General features: G+C 71.2%; 10 protein-coding genes. 6 read left to right on the forward strand and 4 right to left on the reverse strand.

The window, feature by feature from the left end; all coding sequences use genetic code 11:
• Positions 1-38 precede the first annotated feature (38 nt).
• Genes tsaB through JFC09_RS12260 form a run of 5 tightly spaced genes read left to right on the forward strand, consistent with a single transcriptional unit; the run spans position 39 to position 3,771 of the window.
• Positions 39-719: a tRNA (adenosine(37)-N6)-threonylcarbamoyltransferase complex dimerization subunit type 1 TsaB gene (gene tsaB / locus JFC09_RS12240; RefSeq protein WP_198394307.1), complete on the forward strand. Its 681-nt coding sequence runs from the start codon at positions 39-41 to the stop codon at positions 717-719.
• 29 nt (positions 720-748) lie between these two features.
• On the forward strand, positions 749-1,345 hold the full coding sequence (locus JFC09_RS12245) for a GNAT family N-acetyltransferase (RefSeq protein ID WP_332839756.1): 597 nt from the start codon (positions 749-751) through the stop codon (positions 1,343-1,345).
• Between the two features lie 44 nt (positions 1,346-1,389).
• Positions 1,390-2,007 carry a hypothetical protein gene (locus JFC09_RS12250; RefSeq protein WP_198394308.1) on the forward strand — a complete coding sequence of 206 codons (618 nt, stop codon included), beginning with the start codon at positions 1,390-1,392 and terminating at the stop codon, positions 2,005-2,007.
• Positions 2,004-3,248 carry a tRNA (adenosine(37)-N6)-threonylcarbamoyltransferase complex transferase subunit TsaD gene (locus tag JFC09_RS12255; protein WP_198394309.1) on the forward strand — a complete coding sequence of 415 codons (1,245 nt, stop codon included), beginning with the start codon at positions 2,004-2,006 and terminating at the stop codon, positions 3,246-3,248. Before JFC09_RS12250 ends, JFC09_RS12255 begins: the two co-directional genes overlap by 4 nt.
• The gene (locus tag JFC09_RS12260; RefSeq protein WP_232483503.1) at positions 3,232-3,771 is read left to right on the forward strand and encodes an NUDIX domain-containing protein; all 540 of its coding nucleotides are present in this window, start codon (positions 3,232-3,234) and stop codon (positions 3,769-3,771) included. The genes JFC09_RS12255 and JFC09_RS12260 overlap by 17 nt, the downstream gene beginning before the upstream one ends.
• A gap of 296 nt (positions 3,772-4,067) precedes the next feature.
• Here JFC09_RS12260 and JFC09_RS12265 read toward each other — a convergent pair whose 3' ends face one another.
• From JFC09_RS12265 to JFC09_RS12280, 4 genes are all read right to left on the reverse strand, one after another.
• A complete protein-coding gene (locus JFC09_RS12265) occupies positions 4,068-5,060 on the reverse strand; it encodes a DNA topoisomerase IB (protein ID WP_198394310.1) in 993 nt (330 codons plus the stop codon).
• Between the two features lie 184 nt (positions 5,061-5,244).
• On the reverse strand, positions 5,245-6,447 hold the full coding sequence (locus JFC09_RS12270; RefSeq protein WP_198394311.1) for a glutamate--cysteine ligase: 1,203 nt from the start codon (positions 6,445-6,447) through the stop codon (positions 5,245-5,247).
• A gap of 75 nt (positions 6,448-6,522) precedes the next feature.
• Positions 6,523-8,718 (reverse strand): FAD/NAD(P)-binding protein, encoded by a 2,196-nt coding sequence (locus JFC09_RS12275; protein ID WP_332839757.1) that lies wholly within the window; start codon positions 8,716-8,718, stop codon positions 6,523-6,525.
• Positions 8,715-9,992: a peroxidase-related enzyme gene (locus tag JFC09_RS12280; RefSeq protein ID WP_198394312.1), complete on the reverse strand. Its 1,278-nt coding sequence runs from the start codon at positions 9,990-9,992 to the stop codon at positions 8,715-8,717. Before JFC09_RS12280 ends, JFC09_RS12275 begins: the two co-directional genes overlap by 4 nt.
• Positions 9,993-10,133: 141 nt before the next feature.
• Here JFC09_RS12280 and JFC09_RS12285 point away from each other — a divergent pair, with 141 nt between their 5' ends.
• Positions 10,134-11,978 carry a glycoside hydrolase family 3 N-terminal domain-containing protein gene (locus tag JFC09_RS12285; RefSeq protein WP_198394313.1) on the forward strand — a complete coding sequence of 615 codons (1,845 nt, stop codon included), beginning with the start codon at positions 10,134-10,136 and terminating at the stop codon, positions 11,976-11,978.
• Positions 11,979-12,113 lie beyond the last annotated feature (135 nt).

Here is a 12,113-nt window from a genome sequence, read left to right on the forward strand (position 1 = left end):
CGTGCTCCGTGCACCCTGACCCGACCCGAGGAGGTCCCGTGCTCATCCTGGCGATCGACACCTCGGCGGCGGCGTCCGTCGCCCTGGTCGACGGTGAGCGGCTCGTCGCCGCACTCACCGAATTCGCCGCCCGCCGGCACGTCGAGTTCATCGGCCCCGCACTGGCGGAGGTCCTCGCCGAGGCGCCGCGCCCCGATGCCGTCGTCGTCGGGATCGGGCCCGGCCCCTTCACCGGCCTGCGGGCGGGCATCGCTGGCGGCATCGGTGCCGCATTGGGCGCGGGCGTCCCCGTGCACGGGGTCGTGAGCCACGACGCGCTGGCCCTGCGCTCCCTCAGCACAGCCGACGGCACTGTCGCCGTGGCGACCGACGCCCGGCGTCGCGAGGTCTACGCGACGGTGTACCACGGCCTCGACGGTGACGGGCTGCCACTCGTCGCGGCGACACCCGCGGCACTCGACCCGGCCCTGCTCGCGGCGGCGCTGCGGGAGGTCTACGGCGGGGCGCGCCGTGTGGGTCGCGGGTTCGAGCTGTATCGGGACGTGCTGGGAGGTCCCGACGATGCGGAGCCGGAAGCGCTCGACCCCACCGCGGAATGGCTGGCCCGCGTCGCGCACCGGTCGCTCGCCTCCGGCCGTGAGCTCCCCGGCACGGAACCGCTCTACCTGCGGGAGCCCGACGCGAAGCCCAGCGCCCGCCGGGCGACACTCCTGAACTGACGAGCCCCACCCTCCGACGGAAGAACCCCGTGACACATCCCGGACCAGACGCCACCGCCGATCCCGGCACCGACCCCGGCACCGAGCCCGGCTTTCACCGTGCCACCGCGCCCGGCACCGACCCCACCGCGAAGACGGGCACGGACTCCGTCACGACCACCGCACCTGCTGCGCGTCCGGCGGGTCCGACGCCGCGGCTGCGCCGCATGCGGTGGTGGGACATCGACCGCGTCGCCCGTCTCGACACGCTGCTGTTCGGTGCGGACACCTGGTCGCCGGAGTTCTTCTGGTCGCAGCTCGCCTCACCGGTGGCCCGCATGACGCTGGCGGTGGAACCGGGCGACGGCCTCTGCGGGTACGTGGGAGTCAGTGTGGCAGGCACGCAGGCGGACATCCTCACGATCGGGACGGCTCCCGCGTCGCAGGGGAGAGGCGTGGGTCGTCGACTGCTCTCCCATGCCGCGGACTGCGCGCGCGGTGCCGGGGCGGAGGTCCTCCACCTCGACGTCGCCGCGGACAACGGTCCGGCACTGGGCCTCTACCGCACGTTCGGCTTCGAAGAGCTGGGACGACGCCCCGCCTACTACGCCGGTGCCGACGCGATCGTCATGCGCGCCTTCCTGTGACATCCGTGCCGCGGGCGTTCAGCCGCCGCGCATAGGATGGGACCATGACGGAGCATCTGGTGGACGCATCTCTCACGGAGTGGGAGGACGGCATCGACCTGGTTCTCGACACCCGGGTCTCCCTCCTGCCGACCGAGGTGTGGCCGCATGTCACACGGTCGGAGCTGCTGGAGGACTGGTTCGTCGGCTACACGACGAGCGACGGGCCCGACGACATCCTGCTCAAGCTCGACGATCAGCCCGTGCCGGCTCAGGTGCTCTCCGTGTCCGCGCCGCAGGCCGATGACGACGAGGCACACGTCCTGCTCGACATCGACGGGATCGGCAGGCTCGGCCTCACCCTGCGCCCGCTCACGGGCGACGACGCGGAGTGGACCGAGCACGCTGCCACTGCGCGCACTGCTGATCCCACTGATAGCGCGGGCACTGCTGACGTCGCCTCCGCGCGGGTCGTGGGCACGCGCGTCACCCTGTCCCACACGATCGCGGATCGCGGGATCGACCACGCGGTGGTCGCCCAGGTCATCACCCAGGTGGGGCCCGTGTGGGAGACGCACCTGCGGCTGCTCGCCGGGAAGCTCACACAGAGCCCCGGTGCCTACGACGTCCCCGAATCGCAGCTGACACTCCGATACGAGCAGCTCGCGGAGGAGATCGGATGACCCGCACCGAACCGCTGGTGCTGGGCATCGAGACCTCCTGCGACGAGACGGGAGTGGGGATCGTCCGAGGCCGCACGCTGCTGACGAACACGGTGGCGTCCTCCATGGACGAGCACGTCCGGTTCGGTGGGGTCGTGCCGGAGGTGGCGTCGCGGGCGCACGTCCAGTCGATCGGTCCCATGATCGAGAAGGCGCTCGCGGACGCAGGGGTGCGCCTGGAAGACCTCGATGCGCTCGCCGTCACCGCGGGTCCCGGGCTGTCCGGCGCCCTCATGGTGGGGGTCGCGGCCGCGAAGGGTCTCGCCGCCGCGACGGGTCTGCCGCTGTACGGCATCAACCACCTCGCCGCGCACGTGGCCGTGGACCTCGTCGCCCCCGATTCCCCGGGCCTGCACACCCCGACGATCGCGCTGCTGGTCTCCGGCGGTCACACGGAGATCCTGAGGATCGGCGACATCGTCGACGACATCGAGCTGCTGGGCGCCTCGATCGACGATGCCGCAGGTGAGGCGTTCGACAAGACCGCTCGGCTCCTGGGCCTCGACTACCCGGGCGGGCCGAGCATCTCCCGCGCCGCAGCGGGCCTGCTCGACGGCACCGGGGTGCCGGGCGATCCCACCGCGGTCCGCTTCCCCCGAGGGCTTGCCACGAAGAGGGACCTGCGCGACCCGGACCGCCGTTACTCCTTCTCCTTCTCCGGCCTCAAGACCGCCGCTCTGCGCACCGTCACCGCCGCCGAGGCCGCCCTCACCGCAGAAGCCAGCCTCACGGCTGCACCGACCCTCCCTGACGGTTCCGCCGAGACCGCCCTCACCCGAGGCGCCGCACATACCTCCCGGCCGGCCGAGCCCGCTCAGCGGGCCGGGTCCGCTCAGCCGGTCGGCACCTCGGGCGCGGTATCGTCCGGCAGTCCACTGCGGCTTGCCGACATCGCCGCGTCCTTCGAGGAAGCCGTCGTCGACGTGCTCGTGAAGAAGACGCTGCTGGCGTGCGAGGACACCGGGATCGACCACGTGCTGCTGGGTGGGGGTGTCGCCGCGAACACCCGGTTGCGCGAACGGCTGGCGGAGCGCTGCGAGGCCGCCGGGGTCACGCTGCGCGTCCCACCCCTGTCCTTGTGCACGGACAACGGGGCGATGGTCGCGGCGCTGGGAGCGGAGATCGCAGTGCGGGGACAGGCCCCGTCGAGTCTGGGGTTCGGAGTGCTGTCGTCCTTGGAGGTCGATGATGTCCTCGTCTGACAAGCGTCCCGCGCCGGGAGCCACCGGCGAGCTGTCGCAGGAGATGCGCGAGCACCTCCGCGCCCGCAAACGGGCGGGCGACGGCTGGGTCGAGACCCCGAAGGGCCGGTTCTGGGGGCTGTTCGGGGCGGCAGGTCTGCTGCTGCACGACCCGGACCGCGGGGTGCTGCTGCAGCACAGGGTGTCCTGGTCGGCGCACGGCGGCACGTGGGGGATCCCCGGCGGAGCGATCGACGCGGGCGAGACACCGCTCACCGGGGCGATCCGCGAATGCCACGAAGAGGCGGGCGTCCCGCAGCTGGACGGCGCCGACATCCGCATCATCCACACCCACGTCGTCGACATGGAGGGCTGGTCGTACACGACTGTCGTCGCCCGCACACTCGCGCATCTCGAGGAGTACGTCGCGGACATCGAGAGCGTCGAACTCCGGTGGGTCCCGCTGCGCGAGGTGACGGACTACCCGCTGCACCCCGGCTTCGCCGCCGCCTGGCCGGAACTGCTCGGCGTGCTGGAAGGCTGATTCAGGAGGCTGAGCCGGTGGTTGAGCCGGGTGGTTCAGTCGGGTGGTCGAGTCGGGAGACCGAGTCGGGAGGCTGAGCCGGTGGTTGAGACGGTGGTTGAGCCGAGACAGCCCACGTGATCCCTCATCCCCAGGAAGACACTCACTCCGTCTGGCGCGCGCCACCTCTCCGCCCACCTACACAAAACTTCGCCACCTACAACCCCACTTTGTCGTAGGTGGAGAGCGCACTTGTACTTGGCGAAGAAAGTTGTAGGTGGCGCAGAGCGAAACCATGACGCGACATTCTGGGGTTCTCAGCCCACGAAGCCCGGAAGCTCCCTCTCCGCCTGACGGTAGGTGCGGGCCACAATGACCTCTCCGCCCATGAACCGGTCGATGACGCGCGGATCGACATAGGAGTTCCGGGAGATGGCGCGCGTGTTCTGGAGGAAGTCCGCGACCTCGTCCATCGTCGCGTTCACCGCGCGCTTGCGGTGGGTCGTCGACGCGGAGTCGCTGTGTCGGTCGGCCAGGCCGCGAGCGGCGCGCACGGTGGCGTGCCACGTGCGGAAGTCCTTCGACGTCATGTCGATGCCGGTGACCTCGCGCAGGAAGTCATTCACCCGTGCAGTCGAGAGCGGGTGCCACTCGTCCCCGACCGGGTATCCCACTGCGGTGCCGTCGCTGCGGTCCGTCCTCATGGTCGTGAGGGCCGCGGCGAGGTCGCGGTCGAGGACCTCCGCGGCGACGGGCTGATCAGCCTTCCCGGGGAACGCGATGCGGACATGTCCGTCTTCCACGTGGACGTGTTCGACGAGCATGCTCGTGAGCCCGTACGCCCCGTGTGCCGCTGCGTATTCGTCGTTGCCGGCGCGCAGACCGAACCGGTCGAGGATCCGGAAGGCGGTCGCCGCGGCGAGGTCCGGCCCCGGTTCCGCCGACCGCAGCAGCGACGTGACGGTCCTCCGCGCGGAGGGGAGCGCCGGCCCGATCTCCATGACGTGGGTGAACTTCTTCCGCGCCTGCCGCTCATGCCACCGCGGGTGATAGATGTACTGCTTCCTGCCCGCGTCGTCGTAGCCGACCGCCTGGACATGCCCGTTCGGGTCCGGGCACATCCAAACGTTCCGCCACGCCGGAGGCACCGCGAGCCCCTGCAGTCGCGCCCGCTCCTCCGCATCGCGCACCGTCGTCCCGTCGGGCGCGGTGAAGGAGTAGCCGGAGCCTCGCCGCCGACGTGTGATGCCGGGCGCGGACGGATCGCTGCGACGCAGACGACCTCCCCGACTGCCTGTGCGTGAGCCCATTTCTTGAGAGTAACCACGCCACCGCATGCGCGCCAGAGGGTCTGCAAACTAACAAGTTACCTTGAGCTTGAGTGGCTGCGTCGGTCGGCGCGTGGACGCCGCCAGTCTGCGGGTGCCGCCAGCCTGAGGGGGGCCTCCAGCAGGCGGGGGCCGCCAGCCGGCGGGTGCCGCCAGTTCGCGGTGGCTATGCGGTGTCGGCTGCTCCAGAGGCCCCGCGCACACCGGCGGCCTGCGTCATCCGGGACGCATTGCCGGTGCATGCCGTCTGCGGGGTGCCCGCCCTGAACTCGGAGACCAGCAGCTCAGCCACGGAGGTGAGCGAGCCGGTCTCCGCCAGCCGGTTCCGCTGGCGCTGGTAGCCGGCTCCCCACGTGGCGAAGTCGTTCATGATCTCGAGTTCGTCGACGCACCCCAGCCTTTCGGCGATGGGCCGCAGCCGCTCGACCTCGTCCGCAATGACCTCCGTGACGAGGCGTTCGTTCGCGTCCGCGTCCTCGATGATGATCGCGTCCATGCCGTACCGGGCGGCCCGCCACTTGTTCTCCACGTGGAACCAGTCCTGCATGGTCGGCAGCGTCTCACCCGCGTCCAGGCGTGCGGAGAAGTCGTCGACCAGGCACTGGACGAACGCCGTGACGGCCATGATCTCCGCCAGTGTCGACAGCCCGTCGCACACCCGGACCTCGACGGTGCCCCAGTGCGGGGCGGGCCGCAGGTCCCAGCGGATCTCCGTGAGCTCGTCGATGACGCCTGTCCGCTTCATGTCCGCGATGTACGACTCGTACCCCGACCACTCGTCGAACTGGTAGGGGAGGCCCGCGGTGGGCAGCTGCTGGAACATCATGGCGCGGTTCGATGCGTAGTGCGTGTCCGTCGCCTCCCAGAACGGCGACGTCGCGCCGACCGCCTGCAGGTGGGGGACGTAGCAGGTGAGCGCCGCGAGGATCGGCAGCACCTTGTCGCGGTCGTCGATCCCCACGTGCGTGTGCACGCCGTAGATGAGCATGTGGCGGCCCCACCACTGGGTGCGGTTGATGAGCTCCGCGTACCGCGCGTGGCCCGTGATCTCCTGGTTCTGCCACAGCGCGAACGGGTGCGTGCCCGCACACATGAGGTCGAGGCCCAGCTCGTCGAGCACCGGCCGCAGCTGTGTGACGGCGTCCTCGAGGTCGTGGGCGACCTCCTTCACGGTGCGGTGGACGCCGGAGACGATCTCGAGGGTGTTCGTGAGCATCTCCCCGACGACCCGTTCTGCCAGCGGTGTGTCCGCGATCGCGTCGAGCACCTCTCCCGCCCGCGGGACGAGGTCCAGCGTCACAGGATCGACAAGGCCGAGTTCCCATTCGACGCCCAGCGTCGACCGCTCGGAGCGGGCGAAAGTAACCATGCGACGAATCCTAGGACACGACGAGGGGGTCGTCGGCACGGAGGGACGCTTTTCGAAGTGGCGCCCTAGATGTCGTCATGGTCGACCGCCCTGTGCTGGCCCGTTCCCCGCAACCCGGCCGGGCGCCCGTCCCGTACCCTGGTCCGCACTCCAGCCCAGACCCTGTTGCGCACCTCGCCCTGCCCGGCGCAGCACCTGCTTCGCGGCGACGTCCGCGCCGGCCAGCAGGGGTGAGGGCAGGCCCGGCGTGGCGCCGATCGCGCTGCCCGGCTGGGTCGTCGACGCGGGGATCCCCAGGACGATGACCGATTCGTCGGCCTCGCCGGTGGAGGCGACGAGGTTGTGCCCGGTCGGTGCGGCCTCGGCGATCTCCGCACGGGTGGCCTCGATGTAGTCGGTCTGGACGCCGTCGACCTGGTGGATGCGAGCCCGGCCGGAATCCAGCAGCGACCGCAGCAGCGGATTGTCCGTGTGGGGGACACGGCCCTTCGACATGCGGGTCTCGACGAGAGCGGAGGCCTCGACGCTGCGCTGCGTGATGAGCGACTGCGCGCGGAACCGGCCCGCGTCCGGGTCGGTGCGCACGACGGACTCCGGGCCGAGCAGGTCGATGATGCCCGCGTCGATGAGGGCGAGCACCTTCCGCACCCGCACCGCAGGCGGGCCCGAGGCGAGGAACAGACCGTCGGCGTCGAACCACCCCTGCAGGTCGCGGACCAGCGATTCGCCGGACACCGCGCCCACCGCACCCAGCCGCTGCGCGGAGCCGCGCAGCAGGCTCATGGCCCGGTTGACCGCGGCCCTCGGGTGGCGGGCGGGTTCACTCATCGACGCGAGTTCGTCCTCGACGAGGGTCGCGACGAACGCGTCCCATTCCTCGGGGGTGACGCTGCGGCCGCGGGTGGGCCGGCGCAGGTCCGCGATGGTCCACGCCCAGCGCTCATCGATGACGTGGTCGGCGAGGACGCGTTCGACGTCCTCGGCCGTCGCCGCCGCGTCGAGCTCCGCCACCCAGGGCCCGTCCGCCGCCGTGCCGTCGGCTGCGACCCCCGCCGCCGAGGTGCCGGTCGCCGGAGTGCCCGCCGCCAGTGCGTGCGGTGCCCACCCGGCGAGGGCGGTGAGGTACTGGTCGGCGATCTCCTTCGCGATCGTCGGCCAGACCTCGGCCCCGAAATCCAGGCTGTGCTGCTGCGCCAGCGCATCGAACCACGCGGGGGTGGCCCAGCGGGGCGTGAAGTCGCGCTGCTGCGAGTAGGGGATCGGCTTCGTCCGGTACGGCATCCCGCGGCGGGACCCGATGACCAGGTGCGGTTCGCGACCGGTCGGCACGTAGCGCAGACGCCCGTGGGGGTCGTCCGCGACGGGCTCGAACGTGCCGCCCCATTCCGCGAGGAGCCCACCGATGACGTCGAAGAAATTCGCGCCCAGCCCGCGGACCAGGACGGTCTCACCGGCGGGCAGCCCCGTGAAGTCGCGTTCCGCGGGCATGCCCGGCGGCACATAGCGCAGGTCGTGGTCCGCGGCGAAGCGGGTGAGGCCCTCGACCTCGGCGTCCGGCAGCGACTGCACCATGCCCTGTGCGAGCACGACGGTCGGGGCGGCCAGGCGCGTGCCGTCGGCGAGGACGGCGGCGGTGAGGGGGTCGCCGGAGTAGGGCTCCACCTCGACGGCCTCGAGGTCGACGACGGTGGTGACGAACTCCTCGACCGCGAAGCCGCCCGCGGCGATCGCGTGGTCGAGCTGGTCGCGGTAGTAGACGCCCTGCAACCTGCGGGACGTGAAGTCGAGCGCGCGGAGGACGCCCGCCTCCTCCACCACCCAGTCGCCGGCAGGGTGCGTGCCGGCCTCGGCGACCTGCTGCATCCAGGTGACGAGGTCCGGGCCCCGCGAGGGCGGGCCGCTCATCGGGGTCGACTCGTCGGGGTAGAGCGTCGTCGCGGAGGCGGTCGTGTTGTTGAGGTACTGCGCGGGCTGGGTGGTGAGCCACGTGGCCCCGGACCCGACCTCGAGGGCGTCAACAATCGCGATGCGCAACGGGCGTGCGGGTGCGGTGGATTGTCTACCGGACGAGCCCGCCGCAGCACTGTCGGCGTTGACGCTGACGGCGTCAGCACTGCCAGTGTCAGTACTTCCGGTGTCGGTGTTGCCGGCACCAGCCCTGGTACGTGCAGGTTCCTCCGCGTTGTGGGCCAGACGTGCGGCCATCCGGATGATCGTCGCGACGGTGCGCGGTCCGCCGCCCACGAACACGGCGTCGAACTGTCGCGTCACGCGGACCCTCCTGTCTCCGGCCAGACAGGTTCGCCCAGGGTGAGCATGAGGCGGTTCGCCCAGCCGAAGAACGCGGTCGACGCGATGAGGTCGACGATCTCCAGGTCGTCCAGGCCGCTCTCCCGCAGACGCGCGGTGTCGTCCGTGGTGAACTCCGGGACCAGCGCGGACAGGCGGGCCGAGGTCTCGATGAGCACCGTCCACCGCTCGTCCTGGCCCTCCGCCAGGGCGGTGACGTCCGAGGCGACCCAGTCGTCGTCCCGTGTGAGCTCGACCGCGAGCATCCGGTCCACATCCGCGTCGCGCTTCGTGCGCTGCACCGCCTTCCGCGCGTGCACGGACGCGCAGTAGACGCAATCGTTCACCTTGCTGGAGACCGCAGCGGCGAGCTCCCGCTCACCCTTCTCCAGCCCCTCCTTCGACGTGAACACCGCGTTGTCGAGCGTCGACCGGGCGAGGGTCACCGCGGGAGTGCGCGAGATGAGACGGAAGTAGACGCTGCCGGTCGTCGCCTTCGACGCGAACGACTCGATCTGCTCCGGCGTGAGCTCGTCCTCCGCCGGTGCGGGCAGCCACGGCTCCCAGTCGAGGAACTCGCGGGTGAACGCGGTGGGACGCGACCGACCCGACGAGGTGAGCGGGGAGCGATCGCCCGAGCGGCCTCGGGAGCGGAGTGTGCGGGCGAGCTCCGGCAGAGGTGCGAAGACAGAGCGGAGGGCGGGGGCCTCGGCGGCGGAGTGCGCAGAGGCCACCGCAGGCCCTGTGGCGTGTCCGGTCCCGGCAGGTGCCTCCGTGTCGCCCAGCGCGCTGAGGCCCGCGACCAGGCGGATGAGGTACGACTCGAACGCGACGAGCTGGCCGATGAGGACGACGAGGTCGGGGTCCGCGCCGGCAGCGGCGAGTGCGTCCTGGTCCGCAGCGGTCGCGAGGGCGGGCGACACGGACACCGTGTCGACATAGTCCATGACAGCGGCCAGCAGCGGTTCCGCCGGAGCCGTGCCGGCGACCAGATCGTCGAAGAGCGTGCGGTCGGCGATGTGGTTGAGATGCCACGTCATGAGCGTGCGCGACCCCTGCTGGACGGCGACCACCGCCGCGATCGTGTGCAGCAGCGGCGCCGGCAGCGGGTGCGTCGCCGTGTACAGCGCGTCGTAGGCGGCCTGCGTCTGCTCGGTGACGGTCGGCTTCCGGTCGGCCAGGACCGCAAGCGGCGCGGTCTCGCCCAGCAGGGAGATGAGGACGGACTGCTCGGGTGCAGGGGGAGAAGCTGTCATGGAGATCGACTCTTGCACGTCCCGCCGGCGCGCGCGAGGGTGGGTGTCACGGTTGTTAAGAAACTCACGGGGACGGTGGGGCGGTGGCGACCGAACCTGAGCGCGTGGTCCGGCACTGACCCCGCCGTTACGATGGACGGCATGCGCACTCCCTTCGGCGTCATCCCAGTAGGCGCCGCATCCGCCGCGCTCGCCCTCGTGCTCGCCGGCTGCGGCTCCGGCTCTCCCGACGACGTCGGGGGCGAGTCTGCGGTGGCGACCGGGGCCTCGGCGACGGGCACCGCAGCGGCCGGCGACCCGGGCGACCACGCGACGGCGGACACGGACGCCCCTCCTGCCGACGGCGTCACGGACGCTGACGTCGAGGCTGCCGAGCAGATCGTCGCAGCCATGGACGACGACGAACTCGTGGGATCCGTCGTCATGCTCACCTACAACGGGACGGACGTGGCGGCCGCGGCGGACGTCATCCGCGAACGGCACCTCGCCGGCGCGATCGTCATGGGCTACAACCTGGCCGACGGCGCGGACGCGGACACGGTGTGGCAGACGACGGACACCCTCGCAGGTGCGGCCGGAGAGCGGGGCTGGCCGGTGGCGATCGGCGTCGACCAGGAAGGCGGGCCCGTCGCCAGGCTGGACGACGCGGCGCTCGACTTCCCGCCCCTCATGGCCGCGGGTGCGGCGGACGACGCGGACGTCACCCGCGACGCCATCGCGGCGCAGGGCACCGACCTGCGGAACCTGGGATTCACGATCAACTTCTCACCCGTCGCGGATCTCACGATCGGCGCGGAGGACCCCGTCATCAACGTCCGCTCACCCGGTGACGACCCGGAGCGAGTGTCCGAGGTGATCGACGCCGTGGTGGGCGGCTTCACGTCGACCGGGCTCGCCTCCGCGGCGAAGCACTTCCCGGGCCACGGGGCGCTCACCGTCGACTCCCACGAGGAGCTGCCGGTGTCGGAGGACTCGCTGGAGGACCTCGCCGATACGAGCTACGAACCGTTCCGCACCGCCGCCGAGGCCGGGGTCCCCATGGTCCTCGTCGGCCACATCGGACTCCCCGGGACCGAGGACGTCCCCGCGACGCTCAACCCCGACGTGTACGAGTCACTGCGAGACGACGTCGGATTCGACGGGGTCGCCGTGACGGATGCCCTCAACATGGGAGCGGTGACAGAGGCCCCCGGCCAGGAGACGGTCAAGGCGATCGCAGCGGGCGCTGACTTGGCGCTCATGCCACCGGATTCCGGTGATGCCGTCGCTGCCCTGGGTGAAGCACTGGAGGCCGGCGACCTGCCCCGCGAACGGCTCGTCGAAGCAGCGACCCGCGTCGTCGCGATGCAGCTGTGGCAGGCACGCATCGGTGCCGTAGGCGGCGTCGATGGTGAGGGTGCTGAGGGTGAGGGGGCCGATGACGGAGTCGGTGCGCAGGGGTCCCGTGACGGAGTCGGCGCTGAGGGGTCCGATGACGGAGCCGGTGCTGAGGATGCGCAGGGGTCCCGTGACGGAGCCGGTGGAGACGCCGCGGCGGAGGGCGGTGGTGACGGAGCGGGCGGAGACGCCGCTGCCGATGACGCGCTCACCGCGCTCGCCGACGGCTCCCTCACGGTGCTTGCGGGGGAGTGCTCGTTCGCGGAGCCCGCGGACGCCGTGGCGGTGACCGGTGGATCCGACTCCGCGCGTGCCGCGTTCACGGATGCGGCGGAGGATGCCGGTCTGGAGGTCCGCGACGCCGGTGGTGGGAACGCTGTGACCGTGCGCGTGGGCAGTGGTCAGGGAGGCGGGTCCGCGGACGTGGTCGTGGGGACCTCGGGCCCGTGGGCCGTCGAAGACGCGGGCGCTGACACGATCCTCGAGGTGTACGACGACAACCCGCATGCGCTCACCGCTGTGGCGAAGTACCTCGCAGGCGACCTGGAGGCCACCGGCCGCACCCCGGTCGACGTGTCCGTCGACGCACCGGACTGCGCAGCCGGCTGATCCGATGGTGCTGTTGCCCATTGACGAGACACCGCGCTCGGGTTCGACCCACCGTGGTTTGCGGGGTTGTGGAGTCTCACGACATAGTTGACAGTTGAGTCTCAAGACATAGTTGACACTTCGGAATCTGGTGGG

It is taken from the genome of Brevibacterium yomogidense (assembly GCF_016107685.1).
Classification (GTDB): Bacteria; Actinomycetota; Actinomycetes; order Actinomycetales; family Brevibacteriaceae; genus Brevibacterium; species Brevibacterium yomogidense.